Genomic DNA, 25,957 nt, shown 5'->3' on the forward strand with positions numbered 1-25,957 from the left:
AAAATCTTTAATTCGTCGATACCTTCAACGTCGTTTCCGTGGCTGGCGGTGCTAGTGGGCCGTGGACCAATTCACCATCGATCTCGATACTTGAGCCAAGTACTCGCACGACGAGCAAGGCAATAAACAACAGGGACAGCCCCGTCGTCGATGGGCGCAGGTTGCCGTTGAAAGAAAATAGCTTGCCGACGAGCGTGCGCGGGTCAAACCTGCGGTAGTGCTCGGAATCCTGGGCGGTTAGCTCTGTGATTTCTTGGCTGTTTTCTTCCGGGGTGTTGGTACCTAGCGAAATGTCGACCCACGGGTTTTCTGTATAGGCACCTGAGGTATCGGTGTTGTTGGTGCCGGAGGGGTTTTCTCGCAGCGAGATTTCGCCTTGCAGGTCGCCGCTGATAGTGGGGGCTGAGCCGTATTCGCTCCAGAATTCCTCCATAACGGAGAGCCGGATGGCGCGTTCGACCATCCATTGCATGCCTGCTTCGGTCAAAATCATGGCGCGGATATTGACAGTCCAGGGCATCCCGACGACTGTCGGCGGATTGACGCCATTGCCGACGGCCGGGTGGATCTCTAATTCGCCTTGTAGCACTTCAGCGATCTCTGGCACTTCTAATGCACGCTTGGTGGCTTTTTCGAATCTTTCGACGGCTTGCCACGGGCTTTTGACTTCCAGCAGTGGCACCGGCATGACGACGACGGCAGAAGACCAATAGTGCGAGTGGTTGATGCACACGCGTGCGGTCGAGTTGGGAATGATGATGGTTTCTTCATTCAAGGTGCGGATGCGGGTTGCTCGCATCGTGACCTGAATGATGGTGCCTTCGACTTCGATGCCGTTGCCTTCGAATTTTACCCAGTCGCCGATGCCGTATTGCTTTTCCGAAAGGATGAAAAACCCGGCCAAGAAGTCCGCGATGATCGATTGTGCGCCCAGACCTACTGCAGCTGAAGCTGCGGTGGCCGGGATTGTGGCTCCTACCAGAGAAAAGCCGAGTTGTTGGAGGAAAAAGACGAACAGCACAAAGTAGGCGATGAGTTGCACGATATAAATCGCCACGCCTGCGACGGCCAAAGAAGATTTAGATTCATCAAAATCAGCGATGCGTTGTGAACGGTGTTGTGACCAGCGGTGGGCCAGGCGTCCCGCTCGTGGAACCAGCAGCGCGGCGATGAAAAGTAACGCGAAATCTACGCCGCGTTCGATCGACCAGCGCCAGATCTGTTCCAGCACAAAATCTAGCGTCATGTCGGGTTATTTTAGACTCCACGGACGTGCTGTTGTGAGCCAGATGGGGGTGAAATCGAGTTTTCTCACACCGTTGTGTAATGTAGGTCTCGTGATCAACGAGATTCGACTTCAAGTAGTAGTGCCCTAGGGGGCGTGCCCGAACGGGACACACTTGCAGCCGTATTAACGCACGCCTCCGACAGCACCCACCACAGTGCACATGTCGGGGGCTTTTGTTGTGAGAGGACCGCAATAAAACACCGCAGCTTTGCGCCCTCGCCCTGATCACCCGAGCGTGAAACAGAAAAATCTTGATGGAATGGAGACCCACAACGTGTCGGCCACAAACCAGCCCAGCCCGTCGGCAGGTGCTTCCGCCGCCGGTTCGAATGCCGCGAGTGTGCGCATGATCGGTGCAGAAGCCATCGTGAAGACCTTGGAAGACCTCGGTACCGATATTGCTTTTGGTATTCCGGGCGGTGCGGTGCTTCCTCTCTATGATGCGCTGTACAACTCACAAAAGCTGCGTCACGTGCTGGCTCGTCACGAGCAGGGCGCTGGCCATGCCGCAGAAGGCTATGCACAAGCAACTGGAAAAGTCGGTGTCATGGTCGCAACCTCCGGCCCTGGCGCGACGAACCTGGTCACCCCACTGGCGGATGCCATGTTGGATTCCGTCCCTGTTGTGGCTATCACCGGACAGGTGGGGTCGAAAATGCTGGGTACGGATGCTTTCCAAGAAGCTGATATCCGCGGTGTCACCATGCCGGTAACCAAACACAATTTCATGGTGACCCACGTCGAAGACATCCCAGAGGCAATCGTCGCCGCTTTCCACCTGGCCTCGACGGGACGTCCAGGCCCGGTTCTGGTAGATATCCCGAAAGACCTGCAGGTCGCCGAGATGGATTATGTCTTCCCGACGACAGTGGACTTGCCAGGCTATAAGCCGGTGACTAATCCGCACCCGCGGCAGTTGACGGCTGCAGCAGACTTGATTTCGAGGTCAGACAAGCCAGTGCTGTATATCGGTGGTGGTGTCATCAAGGCGGAAGCTCACCGTGAGCTTCGTGATTTCGCAGAATATACCGGTATCCCGGTGGTCACCACGTTGATGGGCTTGGGGTCGTTCCCGGATTCGCATGAGCTGCACATGGGAATGCCCGGCATGCATGGTTCCGTGCCAGCTGTGGCTGCTTTGCAGCGTTCCGATTTGCTGATTACCGTTGGTGCGCGTTTTGACGACCGCGTGACAGGTGATACGTCTACCTTTGCCCCGGATGCCAAAGTGATTCATGCTGATGTAGATCCAGCAGAAATTGGGAAAATCCGCGCGGTGGATGTGCCCATCGTCGGCGATGCTCGTGAGGTGTTGCTGGGGCTGCTGCGCGCATTCCAGAACAATTCTTCCCGTGCTGTCCGTGATTTGACTCCGTGGTTGACTTATCTTCGTGGCTTGCGGGAACGCTTCCCGCGCGGTTATGACGAACAAGAAGATGGTTCGCTATCGCCGCAATTTGTCATTGAGCAATTGTCGAAGGCGGCCGGTCCTGATGCGGTCTACGTTGCTGGTGTGGGACAACACCAGATGTGGTCGGCACAGTTCCTGGATTTCGAACAACCGCGGTCGTGGCTGAACTCGGGTGGTTTGGGAACCATGGGTTATTCGGTCCCGGCTGCGATGGGTGCAAAAGCCGGCTGCCCGGACAAGGAAGTCTGGTCGATCGACGGTGATGGCTGTTTCCAGATGACTAACCAGGAGCTGACGACCTGCTTCATGGAAGGCTTCCCAATCAAGGTGGCACTGATCAACAACGGTAACTTGGGCATGGTGCGTCAATGGCAAACTCTGTTTTTCAATGAGCACTATTCCAATACCAAACTGAAAAAAGAAAACAGTGATTACGTTCCGGATTTCGTCGGTTTATCCGAAGCGATGGGCTGCGTTGCGCTGCGGGTGACTAAAAAAGAAGATGTGGCACCCGCTATTGCGAAGGCGCGCGAGATTAACGATCGCCCCGTCGTCATCGATTTTGTCGTCGGAGAAGACGCGCAGGTATGGCCGATGGTGTCCGCGGGGGCATCCAACTCCGATATCCAGTATGCAAAGGACCTGCGTCCGCTTTTCGACGAAGATAACTCTGCAGGGGAATCGCCTGCAGAAATCCACGAGACCGTGCAAGAGCACCCGGAACAGGAGAACTAACCATGGCTGAAAATGAGACTACCCGCCACACGTTGTCTGTCCTAGTGCAGGACGTCGACGGTATTATCTCGCGCGTCGCGCAGCTGTTTACCCGTCGTGGTTATTCGCTGATTTCTCTAGTTTCCGGACGCACCGAAAAATCAGGTATTAACCGATTGACTGTGGTTGTGGATGCAGATGATGTCGTGATCGAGCAGGTTACTAAACAGCTGAATAAGCTGATTGAGGTTCTGAAGGTCGTTCGGCTGGAAGATGCGCAGGCGATTGCGCGCCAAATCATGCTTGTCAAGGTCTCTGCGGATGCGTCGAACCGCCCGCAAGTGGTGGATGCTGCGAATATATTCCGTGCCCGGATCGTGGACGTGGCAAAAGAATCTGTGGTCATTGAAGCCACGGGCACTTCGGGCAAGCTTCGCGCGTTACTCGATGTACTGGAGCCGTTCGGGGTGCGCGAGCTGGTTATGGGTGGACGTATCGCCTTGGCGCGCGGACCAAAGACGATGGCACCAGGAAAATAACTCGAAATCTCATACAGTGACTTACCTGTCCCATACCGTGATACACACTGTGGTAAATTGAGGGCGGGCTAGGTGCTTATTACTATAGAATCCGTAAGAAAGGATCTGTTATGGCTATTGAAACTTTTTATGATGATGATGCGGACCTGTCGATCATCCAAGGCCGTAAGGTAGCCATCATTGGCTACGGTTCCCAGGGGCATGCCCACGCGCAGAACCTGCGCGATTCCGGCGTTGAGGTTGCCATTGGTTTGCGCGAGAACTCCAAATCGCGCGCCAAGGCAGAAGAGGCTGGTTTTGAAGTCAAGACCAACGCGGAAGCTGCCGAGTGGGCAGATGTCATCATGGTTCTGGCGCCTGATACCGCTCAGAAAGACCTCTACAACAACGAAATCGCCCCTCACCTGAAGGATGGCGATGCTGTCCTGTTCGGTCACGGTCTGAATATTCACTTCAAGCTGATTGAGCCAGCCGACAACATCACCATCGGTATGGTCGCACCGAAGGGGCCTGGTCACCTGGTACGACGCCAGTTTGCAGACGGCAAAGGTGTACCGTGCTTGATCGCTATCGAGCAGGATCCAAAGAAGGAAGGCCACGACCTCTGCCTGTCTTATGCTGCAGCCATCGGTGGTGCTCGCGCGGGCGTCATCCCAACCACCTTTGAAGCGGAAACTGTCACTGACCTGTTCGGTGAGCAGGCTGTGTTGTGTGGCGGTACGGAACAGTTGGTCAAGACTGGTTTTGAGGTGTTGGTTGAGGCGGGCTATGAGCCGGAAATGGCGTATTTCGAGTGCCTGCACGAGCTCAAGCTGATCGTGGATCTGCTTTTCGAAGGTGGCCTGACCAACATGAACTACTCGGTATCTGATACTGCTGAGTTTGGTGGTTACCTGTCCGGCCCTCGCGTGATCAACGACGAGACCAAGCAGCGCATGAAGGACATCCTGAGTGATATTCAGGATGGTACCTTCACCAAGCGTCTCATCGACAACGTGGAAAATGGCAACAAGGAGCTGGAGGATCTGCGTAAGGAGACCAACGAGCACCAGATCGAAACCACCGGTGCTAAGCTGCGTGACCTGATGAGCTGGGTCAAGAACCCACTTGATGCCACGGCGTAACCCTAGCTTGGCGGTAACAGCTGTTATCGCCGCAAGCGGCATGGTGGTCGCTTCATGCAGTTCGGTGCAGCAAAACTTTGAATCGCGGCCGTTCGAAAAGACCACCGCCGCCGTACCCACTTCAGTTAATCAGGCCAGGTCAGAAAACCTGAACCGCTTCGTCGATGACGCATATCCCAATAAGGTGCAAATCATCGCCGAAGATTACGGATTGGACACTGTGCGAGAATTCTTTGCACAGTCACGCACCCTGATCGTGGTTGAAAATCGTGCTGGTGCGATTGCCCGGGGCGCCTCCATCGCCATTGCACAATACGCGCCAGTGGTGATTTATGATCGCAGCGTGCACCGGGATATCAACGAATTGATTGCTGATCTCAACGTGGAACGTGTGCTTACCGTCGGCAGGGTGGGAATTGCTGATGCCAAGGGTGCAGTGGAGGTCTTTAACGATCCCGGAACTGACCAAGCCTTAGCTGATTTCACCGCGCATGAATTTGAACAAATTGAGGTCAAAGACCCGGCTAACCTCGTGCACGCGCTGTCGCAGTTAACGCCGGGAGGTTCGCAAGAGGTCGTCGCTACCTGGGACCCATTGGAAACCCGAGAGCACGATAAGCTTCCGGCAGTGTACGCGCAATCGCGTCGTGACAAAGAAATGGCCCCGGTGATGGTGGCCACGAATGAATCACCAGCTATTTCGGTGGCCAATGCTACGGCGTTCGGCGCCAAGGTACGCGTGATGCCGAATCCCGATCCGACGCAGAACTTTGAGTCGCTGTCGATGGTGGCAGGTCTTGCCGACGGCCCGCTGGTTGCTTTCGGGCGTCAATTCGGCACGGAACGCGAATTCGCTCATCAAATTCGGGTCGCGGAGCTTTCCGCACAACGCGCTGAAGATACCGCGAAATCCGAGAAGAAGACCTCTAAGGCGAAGTCTCTCTAAGATCAAAGTTTTCTTCGGCTAAGTCTGCGGACCGCTTACTCGGCACCCGGTGCACACCACAACGGGCGCTGTGCGGCCACCAATCCGCGAATTTTAATCCCGGTAGAGCTCGTAGCATCGAGCCTACCGGGTTGTATAATCCAAACCACATCCCAAGTTCATAGCAACTCTATTCAACCCAACATCTTTTGCAGGAGAGTATTTCAGTGACCAAGCCGGTGGTTTTAATTGCAGATAAGCTAGCCCAGTCCACGGTTGACGCCTTGGGCGATGCCGTCGAGGTGCGTTGGGTCGACGGGCCAAATCGAAAAGAGCTACTGGCTGCTGTGGGTGAAGCCAATGCACTGCTCGTGCGTTCGGCAACAACCGTGGACAAGGAAGTCCTCGAGGCTGCACCAAACCTCAGCATCGTCGGCCGCGCGGGCGTGGGCTTGGATAACGTCGATATCGACGCTGCCACCGAGCGCGGTGTGATGGTGACAAACGCTCCAACCTCGAACATCCATTCGGCTTGTGAGCAAGCGATTGCACTCCTGATGGCCACTGCCCGTCAGATTCCTGCTGCTGATAAAACTCTGCGCGATGGCGAATGGAAGCGCTCTTCGTTCAAGGGCGTCGAAATTTTCAATAAAACCATCGGTATCGTCGGCTTTGGCCACATCGGCCAGCTATTCGCCCAGCGCTTGGCCGCATTCGAAACCGAAATCATTGCCTATGACCCATACGCAAACCCGGCGCGCGCTGCGCAACTCGGTGTGGAATTGGTGGGCTTGGATGAGTTGATGTCGCGGTCTGATTTCGTGACTATCCACCTGCCAAAGACTAAAGAAACCGCCGGCATGTTTAATGCTGAGCTGTTGGCGAAGGCGAAAAAGGGGCAGATCATCATCAACGCGGCTCGTGGTGGCTTGGTTGATGAAGCTGCGTTGGCCGAATCCATCAAATCCGGCCACCACCGTGGTGCTGGTTTCGATGTTTACGAATCTGAACCATGCACTGATTCGCCGCTGTTTGACTTGCCAGAAACCGTCGTTTCGCCGCACTTGGGTGCGTCCACCGTGGAAGCGCAGGATCGTGCAGGCACTGACGTTGCTGCGTCTGTGTTGAAGGCCCTGCGTGGTGAATTCGTTGCCGATGCTGTCAACGTTTCTGGTGGACGTGTCGATGAAGAAGTCGCACTGTGGCTCGAGTTGTCGCGCAAGCTGGGTGTTGCTGCTTCGCGCTTGCTCGATGGCGCGCCAGTGTCATTGGAGGTTACCGGTTGTGGTGAGCTGTCGACCGAAAAACTTGATGTTCTAGGTCTGTCGGCTGTCCGCGGTCTGTTTAGCGGCGTCACCGATGAGGCCATTACCTTCGTGAATGCACCGCAGGTTGCTGAGCAACGCGGTCTGCAGATCAACGTGGATAGCCAGACTGAGTCCGCATATCACCGTTCGTCGCTCCAGGTGAAAGTCGTCAACTCCAATGGCGAGTCGGCCACCGTAGTTGGTGCGCTGACCGGTACGGAACGTATCGAAAAGATCGTGCGCATCGACGGCCGGGGCGTCGACATGCGTGCGGAGGGACGCAACCTGTTCTTCCAATACACCGACGTGCCTGGTGCCTTGGGAATTGTTGGTACCGAGCTGGGCAGCGCCGGCATCAACATTGAGGCTGCTGCTTTGACGCAGGCAGCTAAGGGCGATGGCGCAATTCTGATTCTGCGTGTGGAAGCGGAAGTACCGGCGGAGCTGGAGAAGACGATTGCAGACAAGCTGTCTGCAGAATCGTTCCAGCTGGTTTTCTAAAGTTAGTTTTTAGGCTTAGTCTTTGCGGCATCTCTGCGGCGCCATCCAAGGTTTTTGAGCGTTGTACCGAACTCGGCAATATCGTCGAGTTCGAGCGTGGCCATCGCGGTAGCACGCAAGATGGCTTGCCCGCGTGCCACGGTGGGATAGCGAATAGCAGGGACATGAAAGCCGCGCTGGGCTAGGGCTGCTGCCAACTCCATCGCGGCAGATTCCGCGCCGACGGGCAGTGGAATAATCGGGGAGTCCGCGGAGACACTGTCACTACCGTTACTCCGGGTGCCGGCGATCGTGCGCAGTGCAGCGACTCGTTGTTGCAGGCGCACCACCGGGTGGTGGTCTGTCAGTGGCTGCTGAATGATGCGTAACGCTGCGGAGATGGCAGCACAATTGGGTGCGCTACACGCGGTGGAATACACATAGCCGCGCGCCTGATTGCGTAGCATGTGTGCCACCGGTGCTGAACACGCGGCGAAGCCGCCTTCTGCGCCGAGCGCCTTGCTCGCGGTGACAATCAGGATATCGGGGCGCGTGGCGTGTACCTCGATGGCACCGATTCCATGCTTGCCGACGGTACCGATGCCGTGCGCATCATCGATCATGAGCCATGCACCGTGGCGATCGCAGATCTCACGCAGCACAGCGAGATCCGCGATGTCACCGTCCATGGAAAATACTCCGTCGCTGACCACTAGTTTGTGTGGACTAGTGGATTTCGTTAGTTGTTGTTCAAGTGCGGCGTAGTCCAGGTGCGGGTAGATGCTTTTCTGCGCGCCGGAGGCCCCGGCTAGGCGGATACCGTCGATCAGACTGGCGTGATTTAAAGAATCAGAAAAGATCTGTAGATCCGGTGTGGCTAGTGTCTGTAATACGGAGATATTGGCTTGATAGCCGGTGGCAAACAGCACGGCGTCGTCAAAGTCCACAAACGCAGCGAGATCTTCTTCTACTCGGCGGTGCCAGGTGGTAGAACCCGTCGTCAAGCGGGAACCACCCGAGCCGGCACCGAAGGTTTCTAGCGCAGATCGGGCTGCAGCAATGACTTCTGGGTGGGTGGCTAGGCCAAGGTAATTCGACGACGACAACAAGATACGTTTGTCGGAGTGCCCGTGTAGTCGCGCTCGTCGGTCCTGCGGACCAGCAAATTCCACGGGGGTGCGTAACAACCCTTGCTGCTTCCAGCTTTCTAGCCGCTGGGTGGCGAGGTCGTTGAGCTTCATCCGACGATCACCGCTTGGTTTTCCAAGTACTCTGAAATTTCGGTGAGTGCGTGCTCGTCGGAGCGGTCAATAACGATCACGCGGGTTCCTTGGTTGGTGCCTGCGGCTTTCATATGCGGGATGCGGTGATACCGACCTTGCACGCAGGCATAGCCGGTGGTGTAGTCCGGGTCGTCCGAAATACAGATTTCTGCCACCACGTGCGGGCACGAGGCAACCTTTGCGGCGAGCACGCGCGCCTCGTGGACATAATTTTTATTGCCAGGTTGGGCTCTGGCGTCGAGGTCTAACGAACTGCGGTGATCCATCGTGCTGGCGCGCACCCCGCGGTGCATATCCGGTTCCACACGGTGCCCGGTTTCGGCATCGACCAGCATGGCCCCGCGCATTCCGGTCACGGTTTCCAAATAATTCCAGATGGTATCGCTATGCGGGGTGATCTCTGCGAGCAAATCCGTCACTAGCTCGCTGGCCTGGCTGGGGGTGGCACACAGTAATTCGGTTACGGTGAGTTCTGGCAGATAGATAATGTCGTCTGCCGCAAGTGCCGTGGTGGTGACCACGATGGAATCTGGGATCCCTTTCGGGTGACCCAGTGCGCGGGCGTGCAAGTTCTCGCTGACCTGGCCGACGAAGCGGGCAGGCACGATGCGTTCTGCCCCGGAAATATGGGCCCCGGCGCGGCTGGCTCGCATTTTGATGGAATACATGGTCTCCGGCATGGGTGTATTTTAAACCATCACGACGCGTGTTGCCCGCGTTTTAGGGCCGTGAACTGCATTAAACAGTGTTCAAGGGTGTGTAGTGGTGCCTGCTATTAGGCTGGGGCTATGGTTGAAGCACGTAACGAGGATCAAACAACCGGCGAACCTAACAAGGGCACGCGTGACGACGTGGGTGCTGGAGACGTGCGCGATAAAGACGTGCGCAATGGTGTTGGTAGTAGTGCAAGTGTGAACGCGCGAGTGCTCGCGATTTTTGATCCCACCGTCCTGCGTCCGGAGGAGGTGCGCGCTGTCGACATCCCACCAGCGGCTATCTCTGCTGCAGATGCAGGGCTCGGCCAGCTCAATGATTCCCTGCAGGTGGTCGTCGGCAAGCTCGGTGATATTACACCAGCACCCACAGTGACCGCCCTGCAACCGGGTCTCGCATTGGTAGCGCTTGCCCCGGAGCAGGAACCGACCGCGATGACCAGCATCTTTCAAGCGGTGATCCCGAAGGGACTGGGACTGGTGGATATAGACCGCGATACGATTTTGGCCTATGGCGATGACCTGGTTCGTTACCCCATGACCACGGCGCAGTACACGTTGGGGTGGTCTTCTCCTTCAGGGATGAAAGATGTACTGGCGGCGATTCAGCGGCAGCAGACTGATACCGCGTATTCACGCACGGATTATGTGAAAATCATCGATCGCAAGCCTGCGCACACCGCGCACGCCGGAAATCAGCAACCCGCCGATGAGTCCACGCAGGAAGCTGCAGCAAGTGGCAAGTCGCACTCGCAGTGGGATACCCAGCATTATATCCAGAGTTTTTATTCTGCTACCTCGGGTTCGGTGGGCACGCAGGGCAATATCATGGCTGAAGAAGGCTTCTGGATTGAAGTGCGCAACGGCGCCGCGGAGCTGCATTTTGGCATCGGGGGATTGGACTTACCGACGGCTACCGATGTCTTTCGTCGCTGGTTGGATGGTGAACGGAAGTTCCCGGATGTCGGGCAGTGGCAAAAGCTAATTATCTAGCGGGTACGCTAAGAGAAAACCGCATTTTTGAGAAAGGATACCACTGTATGAGACTCGCTGTTATTGCTGGCGACGGCATCGGCCCGGAAGTGACCGCAGAAGCCTTAAAGGTGCTGCAAGCCGTGCGTGACGACGTCGATGTCACCCATTTTCACCTGGGCGCAGACCGCTACCTGGAAACCGGCGATACGCTGACCGATGAGGATCTTGCTGCCTTGCGCGAGCACGACGCGATTTTGCTCGGCGCGATCGGAGATCCCCGCAAGGTGGCCTCCGGAGTATTGGAACGCGCATTGCTGCTGAAGCTACGGTTTGCTTTGGATCATCACGTGAACCTGCGCCCGTCGAAGCTGTACCCGACATCGACGACTCCGCTGGCTAATCCGGGCGAGATCGATTTCGTGGTGGTTCGCGAAGGTACTGAGGGGCTATATTGCGGAAATGGTGGGGTGCTGCGTGAGGGAACTCCGCACGAGGTGGCCAGCGAGGTTTCGCAAAACACCCGGTATGGCGTCGAGCGCGTTGTCCGCGATGCTTTCGAACGCGCCAATAATCGCCGTAAACATCTTACCCTGGTGCACAAGACGAATGTGCTGGTCAATGCTGGTGGTTTGTGGATGCGCACGGTACAAGAAGTCAGCCAGGAATTCCCGGATGTCACCGTCGATTATCACCACATTGATGCTGCCACCATCTACATGGTGACTGATCCTGCGCGTTACGACGTCATCGTCACTGATAACCTGTTTGGCGATATCTTGACCGACCTGGCTGGCGCAGTCACCGGAGGTATTGGGCTGGCAGCCTCTGGCAATATTGATGCCTCGGGTACCAACCCGTCGATGTTTGAGCCGGTGCATGGTTCTGCACCTGATATTGCAGGCCAGGGTGTAGCTGATCCGACGGCGGCGATTTTGTCGGTGGCGTTGCTGCTGCGACATCTCGGTGACGAAGATAACGCCAGCAAGGTGGAACAAGCTGTGGCCGCGGATATTAGTTCTCGTGGTAACCAGGCTATTTCGACCACCGAGGTGGGTGACCGCATCGCCGCAGCGGTGAATGCATAGGATAGTAAGCATGAATCCTCGCTCAACGCTTTCGAAAGCACATCTGTCACGTTCGGTACTCGGCGCCGCCGCTCCGACGACGACGCCACGCTCGACGCCTTCTCGTGCAAAGAAGGCAGCCGGGCTGAGTACTGCGGCTGTGATGGCGTGCGCGTTGGTAGCGTGTGCGGACGCTGAGGAGGATTCCTCGCCGCTCAGTTCTGCGCATGAGCAGGACGTGGCGGGTGACGGCACAGGTGGTGACAAAGGATCTGGACCACCAGTAGCCACCGCATTATCGGATGGCAACCGCACTGGTGATGTCACCATTGATGATTTCTACGATGATTTTTCCACGATTGTCGTCGCCGCAGAGGAAGAAGGTGCACAGCGCACCGCGGCCACGGTTGCAGTAGAAGAATCTGCGCCGATGATTGCCACCATCGCTGAGTTTGAGATGGACGTGGTGGAGTTTTTTGAGTCGCATGATATCGACAACATCATCACCGTCGGTAACCCGGTCGCTCCCACCGGCCACGAGTGGTCAGAGTGGTCGGATAGTGTAGAGGCACATGCCCCTGCGCAGCCCGGGGAGCATACCGCACCGATGCCATGGGCCTACGACGGCCCAAAGATCGCTGGGCTGCTGGAGCACTTGGAAAGCAACGGAAAGCTTCCGAAAAATTCCGCCAAAGAGGCCACGCCGATTTATGTCAGCGAACAGACCGCACTGGCTTCTGTGGCATCGGTTGTGGCCGCGGGCAACGAAGTGACAGTCTTGGATGCGCCGGATATCCGCGCAACCCCGGAATCCATGGAAGCCGCACTCAACGGCGACATCATCACCTTGGGCGCGGCATTCGGAGACCAGGATTATGTTGACCGCACGGTGGATTTGGCCGAAAACGGTGAGCTTCCTGGCGGCGGCGGGCTGGTGTTCCCGGGCCGTCGCATGATTGCTCTGTACGGCCACCCGGCTGGCCCGGCTTTGGGCGTGATGGGGGAGATGCCGCCAGAAGAAGCCATCCGGCATGCGCACGATCTGGCCGACCAATATCAGCACTTGGATGACCAGCCTGTGATCCCTGCCTTCGAGATCATCGCCACGATCGCAGCTGCCCAGCCAGGCCCACACGGCTTGTACACCAACTACACCGATGAGGCGGAGCTGCAGCCTTATATTGATGCTGCGGTTGCGGATGGCGGTTATGCGTTCTTGGACTTGCAGCCGGGCCGCGAAAGCTTGTTGGAGCAGGCGAAGCATTACGAAGAGCTGTTGAAACAGCCTTATGTCGGCCTCGCATTGGATCCGGAATGGAAGCTGGGGCCTAATGAAGAGCCACTGCAGCAGGTGGGGCACGTTGATGCGGCAGAGATCAATGAGGTTGCTGATTGGTTGGCAGAGTTGGTGCGCGAGAACAACTTGCCGCAGAAAGGCCTGATGGTGCACCAGTTCCAGCACCAAATGATCCGCAACCGTGAAGCGGTAAACACCAACCACCCAGAGCTGGGCTTCGTGCTGCATGCAGATGGCCACGGCCCTCCGGAAGAGAAGTTCGCTACCTGGGACATGGTCCGCAATGATCTTTCCGACGGTTGGTACATGGCCTGGAAGAATTTCATTGATGAAGATACCCCGACTTTCACCCCTGAGCAGACCTACGAGATCAACCCTCGTCCGTGGTTTGTGTCTTACCAGTAAGTCTGTGTGAAACACGCTACTTTGACGCTTCACTCCAGTAGTCTGGGAGCATGAGCGTTGAAGTAGAGGAAGTCACCGGCTTTTTGGCTGGGCATGAGCCATTTTCGCATTTGCCGCCAGCTGATCTGGCGGCTATTTCTGCGTCTATGACCATGCGCTATATCCGGCGTGGCACCACGATCATTACCTCGGGCCAACGCAATGACACCTTGCATGTCATTCGTTCTGGAGCCGTGGATGTGTTGGATTCCGACGGCGGGCTGTTGGACCGCCGTGAGCCGGGCTTGAGCTTTGGCTATTCAACACTGGTGGCTAATCCGGGTGTTGCTGAATCACGCTATACCACCGTGGCGGTAGAAGACAGCCTGGTGTTGGAGCTATCGCGCGCAGATTTCCAACACGCGATTGCTGAGCACCCCGATATTGAGCGTTTTTACTCTTTGCAAACCCGGCAGATCCGCAGTGCGGCCCAGGAGCTTGCCGACGACGCTGCCACGGGTGTGTTGCGCACCCCTTTGCGCGATGTCATGATCGTGAACCCACAGGCCACCACGCCGGATACCAGCATTGCCGCGGCAGCGAGGCAAATGCGTGAGCAAGTAGTCTCGTCGTTGTTGATTACGGATAACGGTGCGCTGTGCGGAATTGTTACTGACCGCGATATGACCGGCCGTGTGGTTGCGCAATCGCTGGACACGTCGTTGCCGGTCAGTGACGTGATGACGCGGGACCTGCGCACCGTTACTCCGGAGACTCTCGCTTTTGAGGCGATGCTGATCATGGCGGAGTTGAATATTCACCATTTGCCGGTACTGGAAGCAGACAAGGTGGTTGGTGTAGTCGCGGGTGCGGATATTGCGCGCTTGCTCCGCGTGAACCCGATTTACTTGACCGCCGATTTTTCCCGACGTAGCTCCCGCGCGGAGTTACGTGATGCTTATCGGGATGCGTGCGCAGTCATCGCGCGCTTCTTGGATCGCAGTGGCGATTTTGCGGAAGCCGCGCAGATGATGACCATCGCCGCAGATGCCATCGCCCGCAGGCTGTTGGAGCTGGCAGAAAAGGAATTGGGCCCGGCGCCGGTTCCGTTTGCCTTTGTGGTTTTGGGATCGCAAGGCCGTCGCGAGATGGGGCTGTCCTCGGATCAAGACAACGCGATGGTGTTGTCTAATGACTATGACCCAGACGTACATGGTGAATACTTTGCGACGTTGGCGCGCTGGGTGTGCGAGGGTCTCGCCGAGGCCGGACAGGAGTGGTGCCCGGGCGATATGATGGCGACGAATCCGCAGTGGCGCCAGACAGCCCGCGGTTGGGAAGATACCTTCCACACCTGGATTACTGCACCCGATGCCGATGCTTTGCTGCATGCGCAGACCTTTTTCGATTTCCGCCCGATCTATGGCGATAGTGCGCTTGCCGACGCCGTCCACCGCACAGCGGTGCGCATGGGTGGCGAGTCCACACGTTTGCATGCGCATCTGGCAAGCCTAGCTGCGCGTCGTGAGCCCCCGCTGACGTTTTTCAAAGGCTTGGTGGTGGAACGTTCCGGGGAGTATGCGCGCACGCTGAATATTAAAACCGGCGGCACGTACAGCATCGTGCAGATGGCCCGGCTCTATGCCATCGCGTCCGGGGTTGATGCCGTCGATACTGCAACGCGGCTAGAACACGCGGCTGGTTCTGGTGTGTCCAGAGAGGGGGCGCGCGATCTTGCCGACGCTTTCTATTTCCTGCGCACGCTGACCTTGCGCCATCAGGCGCGGCAGCTTCGTCATGGTGAGCAGCCGGATTATCACGTGGATCCGAAGCGGCTCTCGAAAATGGATCGCGAGCATCTCCGAGATTCTTTCCGGGTGATCAAGCGTATGCAATCCGCGCTGGGGAATAAATATCCTCTGCGCAGTATTTCTTAAACAATAAGCGAAACAATAGGTGGTGCTTGTGAGTTTTCGTTCTGCTATTTCTGCCATCTCCGGGGGCCTGTGGGGCCAAAAAACCTTCGATATTGCTGCGCCTGCGGATGATACCGCGTTGGATGAGCTGCCGATACTCGCGGTAGATATGGAAACCACCGGGATTAAGCCTGCCCGGGATGCGATGCTCTCGATCGGCTGGGTTCCGCTCAATGGTCGCAGCATCGATTTATCGGGTGCGGGTTATGTGGTGGTCGCTGGGGCAGAGGTCGGCGAGTCTGCCACTATCCACGGGCTTACCGACGATGAGGTCGCCACGGGTGTCTCGGCGGAAGAAACGATCGAGCAGCTGTTGCAGGCACTGCGGGGCCGTGTGCTGTTGGCACATTTTGCCGCGTTAGAGACGGGCTTTGTGCACAAACATTGTCGGCAACTTTACGACGGCGCGGTCCCGGATCTCGCGGTCGTCGACACGTTTAGCCTCGAGCGGCGCCACATGGAGTGCATGGCAACCTACCCGCGCGGGGAGGATCTGCGTTTACCACGGGTTCGTGAGCGTTATCACTTACCGTATTACACCAGCCACAATGCTTTAAACGACGCGTTGGCCTGCGCAGAGGCGTATCTCGCGATTACCTCGGTGAGCAGTGTGCGCACCTTAAAAGATATTAAGGAATAGGCCTTGTACAGTAGAAAGCATGCGTTTTGGACGAATTGCTCACCCAGAGGGTATGGCTTTTGTCGTCATCGAAGGTGATGATGAGCTGGTTGCCCGCGAAATTTCTTCCACCCCATTCACTGAGCCGGAATTTACTGGCAAGGAATGGAAGTTGGATGACGTAAAACTCTTGGCTCCGATGCTGCCATCGAAAATTGTGGCGCTCGGACGCAATTATGCAGACCATGTTGCGGAGGTGTTCAAAGAATCTGCAGAATCGCTGCCTCCGACACTGTTTTTGAAGCCTCCAACAGCGATTACCGGCCCGGGTGCCCCGATTAAGATTCCGGATTTTGCCACCCGCGTGGAATTCGAAGGCGAGCTAGCGTTGGTGATCTCTCGCCCGTGCAAAAACCTGAAGGCCGAGCAGTGGAAAGACGTCACGTTGGGCTTTACCATCATCAACGATGTTTCCTCGCGTGACCTGCAGTTTTCCGATGGTCAATGGGCGCGTGCGAAGGGTATTGATACCTTCGCTCCGCTGGGCCCATGGATTGAGACAGATGTCGATAAATTCGATCTATCGGATCATCCGATCAAGGCTTATCTCACCCACGACGGCGAGACTAATATCAAGCAGGATTCTTCTACCGGACAGATGATCAATACTGTTGGCCAGATTTTGGAAAAGATTACCGCGTCGATGACGCTGCTTCCTGGCGACGTTGTGTGTACTGGTTCTCCAGCTGGCACGGAGGAAATGGTGCCGGGTGATTTCATCGAAATTGAAATCCCAGGTTTGGGCAAGTTGGGTAACCCAGTAGAGCGTGCCTAATTTTTTATAACCCCAGCGAACGCAGAATGGTTTGCAACTTCGCTGTGGTTTCTGCCAATTCTTGCTCGGGGTCGGAATCGGCCACGATGCCGCCACCGGCCCAGGTACGTCCCTGGCGGCCCCAGATTTCCGCGCAGCGGATGGCCACCAAATACTCACCGTCGCCGGTGTTATCGCACCAGCCAACCGCACCGGCATAAAACCCGCGGGCAGATTCCGCGGTGTGGATCAAATGATCGGCCGCTGCGGTTGGGGTGCCGCAAATTGCGGGGGTGGGGTGGATACGCGCGGCAAGCTCCAGCGCGCTTAACTGCGGCTGTTTCAGCTGCCCGCTAATTGGGGTCGCCAGGTGCCACATCTCAGTGGTTTTGATCAACTGTGGCTTCGTCGGAATGCTCAGCTGTTCGCACAGTGGGGATAGCGCCGCACGCAGGTGATCCACCACAAAGGCGTGTTCGTGCAGGTCTTTTGCAGAATTTTGCAGCTGAAATCGCGCATTTTCGTCTGCCACAGGGTCTGCCGAACGTGCAGCAGATCCGGCCATGGGGATGGCGCTGACAGTAGAGCCCTGGCGTTTCACCAACACCTCTGGTGATGACCCCACCAGCATGTGGCCTTCGCGTCCAGCAGGAGAGAGGTCAGCGATGAAACCGTCGCGGTGCGCAGAATTATCAATCAATCGGGCAGCAACTAACCGGGGGTCGACGTCGGCAAGAAATTCGAAATCGACTGCGCGGGCGAGCACGACTTTTTCTAAACGCGACGAGATGATCGTGTCGATGGCGGCTTCCACCCGGCGCAGGTGCTCCTGTGGTTCCGGATCCACCGAGCTGATCCGCGCGCGCAACTCACCCTGGCGATAATAGGCGGGTGGTTCCAGTGGGCCGTCTTCCCGAATGATGGATTCCGGCACCGTGAGTGCAGCACGGTCATTGGGATTAAAGGGCAAGGCGCCGACGATCATCTCGTGCTCGCCGTCGGCAAGCGCCTTGATGGCCCGATCAATGTCGGTGTAGGTGTCCACACAACCTTGGGTACGCACAGATCCGTGTGCTCGAGAGAGCAAAAAATCCGGTGCGGTGGCAGGGCGGGACGATTGCATAACTGTCGATAATACCGCCCCTACAATGCGGTGCGATAACTGGGCTACCATGGCTGCTATGAGTGATGTACGCGTACGATTTTGCCCTTCGCCCACCGGAACTCCGCACGTCGGACTGGTGCGCACGGCCCTGTTCAACTGGGCCTACGCCCGGCACACCGGTGGCAAACTGATTTTCCGCATTGAAGATACCGACGCCAAGCGCGATTCGGAAGAATCCTACCAGGCCATTATCGACGGCCTGGATTGGTTAGGCCTGGCCTGGGATGAAGGTATCAACGTCGGCGGCCCGCATGAACCATACCGGCAGTCACAGCGCAAGGACATCTATGCAGAGGTGTTGAACAAGCTGATTGCTGCCGGCGAGGTGTATCCGGCTTATTCGACTGCCGATGAGGTAGAAGAGCGCCACCGCGCCGCTGGGCGTGACCCGAAGCTGGGATACGACAACTTTGACCGCGACTTGACTGAGGATCAGATTGCCCAGTTTGAGGCGGAAGGCCGTAAGCCAGTGTGGCGTTTGCGCATGCCGGATCAGGATTGGGCCTGGACCGACCTGGTGCGCGGCGAGGTGGAATTCAAAGCTGCGACGCAGCCGGATTTCGTCGTCGCCCGTTCCAATGGCGAGCCCCTCTATACCTTGGTTAATCCTGTCGACGATGCGCTGATGGGTATTACCCACGTGCTGCGTGGTGAAGATCTGCTTTCGTCTACACCGCGGCAGTTGGCGCTGTACGGCGCGCTGCAGCGCATTGGCGTGGCCGAAGCTACCCCGGAATTCGGCCACCTGCCGTTCGTGATGGGTGAGGGTAACAAGAAGCTGTCGAAGCGTGATCCACAGTCGGACCTGTTCAACCACCGCAGCAACGGCATCATCCCAGAAGGCATGTTGAACTATCTGGCTTTGCTGGGATGGTCTTTGTCCAGTGAGCAGGATATCTTCAGCGTTGATGAGTTGATCGCGGCTTTCGACGTTCAGGATGTGCTGGGAAATCCGGCACGCTTCGACCAGAAGAAGCTCGAAGCCATCAACGCCGATCAGATCCGCCGCCTAGATACTGCGGAATTCACCCGGCGTTTGCGGGCTTTCCTGAGCGAATTTACGGATTTCCCGGCAGATTACCCAGAAGACAAATTCGCTATCGCTGCTGATTTGGTGCAAACCCGCATCAAGGTGCTTTCTGATGCCTACGACCTACTGAAGTTCTTGGTTACCGCCGATGCTGATCTGCAGCTGGATGAGAAATCGGCGCGTAAGAACCTGAAAGAGGAAGCCATCCAGCCGTTGGATGAGGCCATTGCTGCGCTTGAGGCCGTGGAAGCTGAAGAGTGGAAAACTGAGAAGCTGGAAGCGGTGTTGTCCAAGGCGCTCATCGAAGACCTTGGACTGAAACCACGTAAGGCTTACGGCGCACTGCGTGTGGGCATCTCCGGTGCTGCGGTATCGCCTCCGCTGTTCGAATCCATGGAGCTGCTGGGGCGCGAATCGACGTTGACGCGGCTACGCGCTGCACGCGCCCACACCCCGTGGGAGCAGGACGCAGGGCGTGGTTAAGCCGCCGAAAAAGTCGTAAAAACTGTAGTTGCGCTGCTGATTTGGTGGAATATCAGAGTGGTGGTTATAGTATATAACCGTTGCACAGAGCGACACGGAAGAAAACAAAATACGATCAGTATTGATCATTTTCCTCCGTAAGTTTTGCGGCAATGGCCTATGGTGTAATTGGCAACACAGCGGTTTCTGGTACCGTCGTTCTAGGTTCGAGTCCTGGTAGGCCAGCAGTGAGACTGCTGAATGGTTTCACTAGTTCTAGCCCCGTTCGTCTAGAGGCCTAGGACGCCGGCCTCTCACGCCGGTAACACGGGTTCGAATCCCGTACGGGGTACAAATAGCGCGCAGGATGATTCTTACGGATCTCCTGCGCGTTTGCTCTATGCCATCTAAGCTTGGAACCTATGGGTAATAAAGAAAAACTGCAGAAGTTTTGGGCGAGGTATTTGGAGCTCAGTGACGAGCTCGGAGAGGCCAAGGATTGGAATAGTCTGAGCCCCCAGGCTAAGCGCTTGGTGCTCGGCCTGGTGGGTTATGTTGTTTTCGAAAAGGCGTTTACGTGGCACCATGTGTACCACACGCCAGAAAAACGGTTGCGGGGTAATCGGAAAGTCTGGTTTGTAGTCACCTGGTTAGCGGACGTCGTGGGTCCGCTTGCATTCTTTCTGTTCGGGCGGAAGCCGAAGGAGAAGAAGCGCAAGCCCAAAAACTAGAAGTAGTGGATTGGTCCTGCAAAAACGGCGCAGAATGAAACGTTTGCTGCTAAATTAACGATGCATATATGTGGCTAGAGTGATTCTGGTGGCTGCTAGCGTAGCCATGTGCTGAAGAGTCATACAGTAATGCAGAAAAATCGTTAAAGGGGTTCTATGAAGTTCCGTAAAGTACTCGCAGCCGCGGCTGCGGCAGTAGTGGGAGCAACCGGTATCGTAGCGCATACGCCTGCGGCGGAAGCACAGCAGCGTAACGTGGTGCTGTTCGGTGACTCTTTGTTGGCCAACCCACCGCACGGTTTTGTGGACTTCGTGAACCCCGGGTTTACCACGGGTGTCACGCTTGCAGAACACAGCAGCTGCCCGAAGGGTATCGACCGCGTCGGCGTGGAGCTGGAGCGTCGACACGGCGCTCATGTGTCTGATTTTTCGTGTTCGGGTGCGGCAACCTACGGAACCTTGAATAATCACAGCCCGCTGGCGATGCAAGTTGATCAAGCGTTGCAGTCCCAGCAACTAAATCCAGGCACCACCAACGTGCACATGCAGATTGGCCTGAACGACAATTTCAAAGGCTTTGGAATTTATGCTCACCAAAAGCAGTCGTACCGTGACTACGTCGGTCACCAGATCGATCGTATCCGCCACGCTGCGCCGAACGCGCGAATTCAGATTCTGGGTTACCCAGAAATGATAGGTATGAATGACTTTGTCTGCCCAGTCCACTTCAACCAGGTAGATTTGAGCTTCCCGTTTGCGCCGTTGGGTAATTCCTTACGTGCGGTGACAGACTGGCAGAAGACCGTTGCTGCGGACAAGAACGTCGAATACTTCGACCTCAACCGTGCGACTCATGGCCATGGACAGTGTGCTCCGAAGCAACAGCGCTGGGTATCTGGATTCTTGGACAACCAGTCTGATCCGTACAACATGACCTTCCACTACACGCATGAAGGTAACCGCCATATCGCCGATATCATCGCTGGTACCTGGTAAAACGCAAGCAGTTTTTGATGCGCTGCTCGGGCTTTAGTTCGCTTCTGCGTTATTAAGCCAGTGCGATAACTCGAGTGCAAGGCGCACCTCGGCGCCGTTGATATCACGTGTGCCGAGAGCGTTGCGGAACTTGTCGACGTAACCGGTCTGCCTGCGAATGTGCATTTATCGGCTGCACACTGTTCAGCAGCGTCTTGGGGGGTAAGTGCTTTCGGGCGGCGGCTGCTGGCAACAAAATAGTGAACGATCGTGGGCAGATCTCTTCCGAACCAGAAAGAATGAACACGATGTTGTCACTTCCCGGAGCCATTGGTGTGGGCGCAATTGTGCCTGTGCAAACGGCTGTCAATACGCGTTTGCGTGCCGACGTGCGCGACCCTGTCGTCACGGCATTGTATTCGTTTCTCGTGGGTATTGGCACGCTGTTGCCGGTCGCATGGGTTTTGACGGGTCAGCCTTTACCGGAATTTTCTTCGCTTGCCGATGCTCCGCTGTGGTTGTTTCTCGGCGGCCCGCTCGGAGTGCTATTTATCGTCGGCAATATCTTGTTGTTCCCACAGATCGGGAGCGTGCATACCGTCATCATGCCCATTGTTGGTCAGATGTTGATGGGCCTGCTTATCGATCACTTTGGGCTCTTTGGATATGATGTGCTTTCGATTTCGCCGTTGCGCCTGTTCGGTGCACTTATTGTCTTGGGCGCCACCGCGGTGGTGCTTGATATCGGTCGAGGCCGCCTTTGGGAGGGACATGCTCAGGGGCTAGCCGCCTGGGTGTGGCGCGGGTTTGGTGTCGCGATTGGCATGGGCTCAGCTACCCAAACTGCTGTGAATGGGCGTTTAGGGGCAATCATTGGATCGCCAATTCACGCAGGTCTGCTTTCGCTCGCAGTCGGTGTTGCGGTGCTGTTTATCCTGAGTCTCGTTCTGCCTGGGCGCTCGCGAGTATTCCGTCCCATTCCGGCAGGTCCGTGGTGGAAATGGCTCGGCGGTGTTCTGGGCGCGTTTTTCGTTGTCGGGGGAGCGCTGTTTGCCCCGATTCTGGGTACCGGGTTGATGGTCATCGCGGCGTTATCCGGAACCATTACGGCAGGTCAGCTTCTGGAAACGCGCGGTTGGATTGGGGCGCCGAAACGTCGCCTGACGGTACGGCGGGTTTGTGGATTGGTCGGGATTTTCCTCGGCGTCGTTGTAGTGCGCATGAACTAAGCCAGCAGCAATGTCCGTATTTTTCTAATACGCCTTACGAAGAAGGAACGTGTGTATACGGGGCAGTACCGGTAAGTTGGTGCTGCGTCGTAACGATTAGTGTGTACGGAATTTTCATGCTCTGACGGTGATGCGGTTTTTGTGTATCCTCGGCTAACACAATCGATCCATACAGATCGGTTCGTGACAGATGATTCGTTTATACGTACCCGAGTAATCGGAGGAAGTAGTAACAAATGTCCATCCCATATCGCGTACAAAACCCGGCCACGAATGAGGTCGTCGAATCATTTGATACGGCGACAGACCAGGAAATCCAGGATGTTTTGAGCAAGGCTCATGAGGCATTCCAGACTTGGCGCAACACCACTTTCGCAGAGCGCGCCAAGATTGTGAACAAGGCTGCGGATTTGCTGCGTGAGCGTAAAACCGAGCTAGCAAAGATCGCTGCAGAAGAAATGGGTAAGCAGATCCCAGAGCTGGAAGGCGAGGTTGAGTTCTCCGCTAACATTCTGGCGTTTTACGCGGATCGTGCCGAGGAATACTCGGCTGACATGCCAATCGAGGTACCTGGCGGTAAGGCAGTGATGCGTCGTCTGCCACTCGGTGTGCTGCTGGGCATCATGCCGTGGAACTACCCTTATTACCAGGTTGCCCGCTTTGCTGGCCCGAACTTGATGAACGGCAACGGCATTATTTTGAAGCACGCCGAGATCTGCCCGAAGTCGTCGGCAGCTTTCGAGAAGATCTTCCTCGAGGCTGGCCTGCCAGAAGACGTTTTCAACAACGTTTATGCTAATCACGACCAAATCTCCACGATCATTGCCGATAAGCGCATTCAGGGCGTTTCCCTGACCGGTTCCGAGCGTGCAGGTGCCGCGGTTGCTTCACAGGCAGGTAAAGCACTGAAGAAGTGCGTGCTTGAGTTGGGCGGTACTGACCCATACATCGTACTGGACACGAATGATGTCAAGGACGCAGCAAAGGTCGCTTGGGAAAAGCGCATTGACAACACTGGTCAGGCGTGCACCTCGAACAAGCGCATCATCGTCATGGACGATATCTACGACGAGTTCGTTGACGAGATGGTGCGTATCGCAGAATCCTACAAGCCTGGCGATCCACTCAACCCGAACGAGGGCGAGTTCTACCCACTGTCTTCCCGCGATGCTGCGGAGAAACTCAACGACCAGGTACAGCGTGCGGTGAAAGAAGGCGCCAAGCTGCACACCGGCGGCGAACTGCACGAGTCCGCTGCGTACTACAGCCCAGCTGTGCTGACAGACGTACCGGTTGGTTCCGAGTCCTACTACGACGAATTCTTCGGCCCAGTTGCCGAGATCTACTCCGTGAGCTCGGAAGAAGAAGCCATCGAGCTGGCTAACAACTCGAACTACGGCTTGGGCGGCGCAGTCTTCTCGGAAGACAAGGAGCGTGCCAAGAAGGTTGCCGACAAGATCGAGTCCGGCATGATTCACGTCAACCTACCACAGGCCATGACGCCAGTGCTGCCATTCGGTGGTGTGAAGAACTCCGGCTTCGGTCGTGAGCTTTCCGTGCTGGCGCTTGATGAGTTCGTGAACAAGCAGTCCTTCTACGTCAACGACTAAGAAGCGATTGACAAAAGTGACTGCGTAATAAGCTAGTTATGTTATGTCCATGAGGTTTTTGGACTTGGAGTCCAGCTACTTTTTGGACTCGGAGTCTAGGGACTTTGTGGACGCGGAGTCTCCCCGCTTTTTGGACGGGGAGTCCACGGAGTTTTTGTACTGGTGCTAGCTTGGCTTCTTCCGGCGGCTTGGCCGTGGCCCAGAGAGGTTGGGTTTTAGCTCTGGGGGTTGTCGGTGCCACATGCCGACAACGTGGTTTATGTTGATTTGACCGCCGGGTGGACGCTGATTCAGTTGGATCGGCAGCGGAAATGACAACAGTTTCTCACCGTCGTGATCAGTAAAAAATTCCACATAGTCATCGGCTACGCTGCTGTAGATGGCTCGATTTTTGAAGCGCAGCCCGACGTAGAGGCCGTGTCCCATAACGCGTACCACCCCGCTTTTGTTGATCCACAGCTTGTCCGGGATAGGCCAGAGTGCATTTACACCGGTAGAGCTTGGCATTACGGTTGAGGAATCGGCATGGGGTGCATCTTGCTGGATCGCCTGAGTGTCGTTACTTGGTGCCCTGTCTGAAGCTGCAACTTCAGGCAGGGCATTATCTGTCGCGACCACTGTCTCGGCTGCTAAGGCATCTGCCTGGTTGTCGGGGTGAATCCGGTGATATTGTTTCGCGATTTTTGTCCATAAAACATCTGGGTCAATCGGCTGCGTCGGTGGCTGGGCATGCGAGATAATCTCCCAGGCTTGGGCTGGGGTGATGTGCATCTTGCCTTTGAGAAGTCCTTGGTGGCGACGGCGTGTGTTGTAGAAGTTGCGGTAGTCGACAATCAGCTGTTGGACCTGCGCCAGCGTCGTCGGGGTACGAGCATCCAAAAACCTGGTCATGGTTTGGTGCGATCGCTCATCTTTGCCTTGCGTCGTGGGAGCAAAGCCCGCACTTGATTGAACTCCCAGGCTGGCGAGCCAGCATTCGGTTTGCGACAGCCGGCCGCGATGGTAGGTGGCAAAGGCATCACCGTTGTCAGACAGGACTTCTTGGGGAAGTCCGTAAGCATCAATGGCTCCACTTAGCGTGATGCGGGCATCGGTGCCGTTTTCTGGAGTTCCAAAAGCTTAGGAGCCGACGTCGAAGCGGCTGGCATCGTCGACGACTTGGTAGATAGTCACTTGCGTGTGAGCCACATCGAAGAGTCTGTAGGTAAACGCATCGATCTGCCACAGTTCATTGACTTCGCCCCTGGCAAAGTGCCTGTAGGACTTACGCGGTCGTTTCCGTGCATTGATCTCAGCGACGCCAGCCTCGTGCAACCATTGTGCGATTAAAGCTCGTGACGGTGGTTGGTCGTAGCCGAGTTCGTCGAGGAAGAAATAGAAGATTGACCATGGGCCGGAAGTCTTGGCCGTGGGCTTTTAACGTACCGCGAGCTTGCAGGACCTGTTGTCGAATCTTGACATCGTAGACCCGTCGCGGGTTCAGCGGTGCCGTGCGATCCGGCACGATGCCAGCCCGCCCACCTTCGGCGATACGTGCTTTGATGTTGTAGTACGTCTGCTTCGATACGCCAATGTTCTTGCAGAACTGCTGGACCGTGATGCCCTCACGGATGGGGTCGAAATCCGCTATCTTCTTGCGGAGAGTAATGGGAATTGCCATCCCCACATTGTCAACAAGCCAGAGTCCAAAAAGTCGTTAGACATCCTGTCCATAAACTTCCTGGACTCCGCGTCAAAAAACTAACTGGACTCCGAGTCCAAGAAGTCACTAGACATCACAGTAATAAGCTAGTTATTGACTAGTAAGCTCAGTTGGCTTTCACCCGCGGTCCGTGTATTCGG

General features: G+C 56.2%; 21 protein-coding genes, 2 tRNA genes and 1 pseudogene. 18 read left to right on the forward strand and 6 right to left on the reverse strand.

What is annotated here, in order from left to right:
• Positions 1-7: 7 nt before the first annotated feature.
• Complete coding sequence (locus tag ACP8MI_RS04595) at positions 8-1,246, reverse strand: mechanosensitive ion channel family protein (RefSeq protein WP_018120052.1); 1,239 nt, start codon at positions 1,244-1,246, stop codon at positions 8-10.
• Positions 1,247-1,547: 301 nt separating this feature from the next.
• On the opposite strand from ACP8MI_RS04595, the gene ACP8MI_RS04600 reads away from it, so the two are divergent.
• The 5 genes from ACP8MI_RS04600 to serA all read left to right on the forward strand — a co-directional run bounded on the left by ACP8MI_RS04600 (position 1,548) and on the right by serA (position 7,809).
• The gene (locus ACP8MI_RS04600) at positions 1,548-3,434 is read left to right on the forward strand and encodes an acetolactate synthase large subunit (protein WP_284607480.1); all 1,887 of its coding nucleotides are present in this window, start codon (positions 1,548-1,550) and stop codon (positions 3,432-3,434) included.
• A 2-nt stretch (positions 3,435-3,436) separates the two neighbouring features.
• Positions 3,437-3,952: an acetolactate synthase small subunit gene (gene ilvN, locus ACP8MI_RS04605; RefSeq protein ID WP_018120054.1), complete on the forward strand. Its 516-nt coding sequence runs from the start codon at positions 3,437-3,439 to the stop codon at positions 3,950-3,952.
• A gap of 110 nt (positions 3,953-4,062) precedes the next feature.
• Positions 4,063-5,076 (forward strand): ketol-acid reductoisomerase, encoded by a 1,014-nt coding sequence (gene ilvC, locus ACP8MI_RS04610; RefSeq protein WP_018120055.1) that lies wholly within the window; start codon positions 4,063-4,065, stop codon positions 5,074-5,076.
• Positions 5,063-6,022 (forward strand): hypothetical protein, encoded by a 960-nt coding sequence (locus ACP8MI_RS04615; RefSeq protein WP_126843896.1) that lies wholly within the window; start codon positions 5,063-5,065, stop codon positions 6,020-6,022. Before ilvC ends, ACP8MI_RS04615 begins: the two co-directional genes overlap by 14 nt.
• A gap of 206 nt (positions 6,023-6,228) precedes the next feature.
• Positions 6,229-7,809 carry a phosphoglycerate dehydrogenase gene (gene serA, locus ACP8MI_RS04620; RefSeq protein ID WP_018120057.1) on the forward strand — a complete coding sequence of 527 codons (1,581 nt, stop codon included), beginning with the start codon at positions 6,229-6,231 and terminating at the stop codon, positions 7,807-7,809.
• Between the two features lie 2 nt (positions 7,810-7,811).
• Here the strand turns inward: serA and ACP8MI_RS04625 are convergent, their stop codons facing one another.
• Positions 7,812-9,029, reverse strand: a complete 1,218-nt coding sequence (locus tag ACP8MI_RS04625; protein ID WP_018120058.1) for an aminotransferase class I/II-fold pyridoxal phosphate-dependent enzyme — start codon at positions 9,027-9,029, stop codon at positions 7,812-7,814.
• Positions 9,026-9,751: a 6-carboxyhexanoate--CoA ligase gene (locus tag ACP8MI_RS04630; RefSeq protein WP_026167786.1), complete on the reverse strand. Its 726-nt coding sequence runs from the start codon at positions 9,749-9,751 to the stop codon at positions 9,026-9,028. Before ACP8MI_RS04630 ends, ACP8MI_RS04625 begins: the two co-directional genes overlap by 4 nt.
• 108 nt (positions 9,752-9,859) lie before the next feature.
• On the opposite strand from ACP8MI_RS04630, the gene ACP8MI_RS04635 reads away from it, so the two are divergent.
• Genes ACP8MI_RS04635 through ACP8MI_RS04660 form a run of 6 tightly spaced genes read left to right on the forward strand, consistent with a single transcriptional unit; the run spans position 9,860 to position 16,934 of the window.
• Positions 9,860-10,777, forward strand: coding sequence for a hypothetical protein (locus tag ACP8MI_RS04635; RefSeq protein ID WP_018120060.1), 918 nt, complete (start codon positions 9,860-9,862; stop codon positions 10,775-10,777).
• Positions 10,778-10,824: 47 nt separating this feature from the next.
• The gene (locus tag ACP8MI_RS04640) at positions 10,825-11,844 is read left to right on the forward strand and encodes a 3-isopropylmalate dehydrogenase (RefSeq protein ID WP_018120061.1); all 1,020 of its coding nucleotides are present in this window, start codon (positions 10,825-10,827) and stop codon (positions 11,842-11,844) included.
• A gap of 10 nt (positions 11,845-11,854) precedes the next feature.
• On the forward strand, positions 11,855-13,525 hold the full coding sequence (locus tag ACP8MI_RS04645; RefSeq protein WP_236588360.1) for a cell wall-binding repeat-containing protein: 1,671 nt from the start codon (positions 11,855-11,857) through the stop codon (positions 13,523-13,525).
• A 50-nt stretch (positions 13,526-13,575) separates the two neighbouring features.
• On the forward strand, positions 13,576-15,441 hold the full coding sequence (locus ACP8MI_RS04650; RefSeq protein WP_284607473.1) for a DUF294 nucleotidyltransferase-like domain-containing protein: 1,866 nt from the start codon (positions 13,576-13,578) through the stop codon (positions 15,439-15,441).
• Between the two features lie 22 nt (positions 15,442-15,463).
• On the forward strand, positions 15,464-16,120 hold the full coding sequence (locus tag ACP8MI_RS04655) for an exonuclease domain-containing protein (protein WP_490290725.1): 657 nt from the start codon (positions 15,464-15,466) through the stop codon (positions 16,118-16,120).
• Between the two features lie 19 nt (positions 16,121-16,139).
• Positions 16,140-16,934, forward strand: coding sequence for a fumarylacetoacetate hydrolase family protein (locus tag ACP8MI_RS04660; protein WP_026167789.1), 795 nt, complete (start codon positions 16,140-16,142; stop codon positions 16,932-16,934).
• Positions 16,935-16,938: 4 nt separating this feature from the next.
• On the opposite strand, the gene ACP8MI_RS04665 is transcribed toward ACP8MI_RS04660, so the two are convergent.
• Positions 16,939-18,036, reverse strand: a complete 1,098-nt coding sequence (locus tag ACP8MI_RS04665) for an isochorismate synthase (RefSeq protein ID WP_026167790.1) — start codon at positions 18,034-18,036, stop codon at positions 16,939-16,941.
• A 49-nt stretch (positions 18,037-18,085) separates the two neighbouring features.
• On the opposite strand from ACP8MI_RS04665, the gene gltX reads away from it, so the two are divergent.
• The 5 genes from gltX to ACP8MI_RS04690 all read left to right on the forward strand — a co-directional run bounded on the left by gltX (position 18,086) and on the right by ACP8MI_RS04690 (position 21,297).
• Positions 18,086-19,591, forward strand: a complete 1,506-nt coding sequence (gene gltX, locus ACP8MI_RS04670) for a glutamate--tRNA ligase (RefSeq protein ID WP_018120067.1) — start codon at positions 18,086-18,088, stop codon at positions 19,589-19,591.
• 153 nt (positions 19,592-19,744) lie between these two features.
• Positions 19,745-19,816 (forward strand) — tRNA-Gln (locus tag ACP8MI_RS04675).
• Between the two features lie 33 nt (positions 19,817-19,849).
• Positions 19,850-19,922: transfer RNA gene (locus tag ACP8MI_RS04680), tRNA-Glu, on the forward strand.
• A gap of 70 nt (positions 19,923-19,992) precedes the next feature.
• Positions 19,993-20,301 carry a hypothetical protein gene (locus ACP8MI_RS04685; RefSeq protein ID WP_018120068.1) on the forward strand — a complete coding sequence of 103 codons (309 nt, stop codon included), beginning with the start codon at positions 19,993-19,995 and terminating at the stop codon, positions 20,299-20,301.
• 156 nt (positions 20,302-20,457) lie between these two features.
• A complete protein-coding gene (locus ACP8MI_RS04690; RefSeq protein ID WP_018120069.1) occupies positions 20,458-21,297 on the forward strand; it encodes a GDSL-type esterase/lipase family protein in 840 nt (279 codons plus the stop codon).
• 33 nt (positions 21,298-21,330) lie between these two features.
• Here the strand turns inward: ACP8MI_RS04690 and ACP8MI_RS04695 are convergent, their stop codons facing one another.
• On the reverse strand, positions 21,331-21,462 hold the full coding sequence (locus ACP8MI_RS04695; RefSeq protein WP_454980048.1) for a hypothetical protein: 132 nt from the start codon (positions 21,460-21,462) through the stop codon (positions 21,331-21,333).
• A gap of 122 nt (positions 21,463-21,584) precedes the next feature.
• On the opposite strand from ACP8MI_RS04695, the gene ACP8MI_RS04700 reads away from it, so the two are divergent.
• Positions 21,585-22,505, forward strand: a complete 921-nt coding sequence (locus tag ACP8MI_RS04700) for a DMT family transporter (protein ID WP_490290726.1) — start codon at positions 21,585-21,587, stop codon at positions 22,503-22,505.
• 236 nt (positions 22,506-22,741) lie between these two features.
• Positions 22,742-24,115, forward strand: coding sequence for an NAD-dependent succinate-semialdehyde dehydrogenase (locus ACP8MI_RS04705; RefSeq protein ID WP_284607472.1), 1,374 nt, complete (start codon positions 22,742-22,744; stop codon positions 24,113-24,115).
• 165 nt (positions 24,116-24,280) lie between these two features.
• Here the strand turns inward: ACP8MI_RS04705 and ACP8MI_RS04710 are convergent.
• Positions 24,281-25,775 (reverse strand): annotated as a pseudogene (locus ACP8MI_RS04710) (integrase core domain-containing protein).
• Positions 25,776-25,957 lie beyond the last annotated feature (182 nt).

The sequence above is a fragment of the Corynebacterium sp. LaCa_70 genome, from assembly GCF_058182015.1.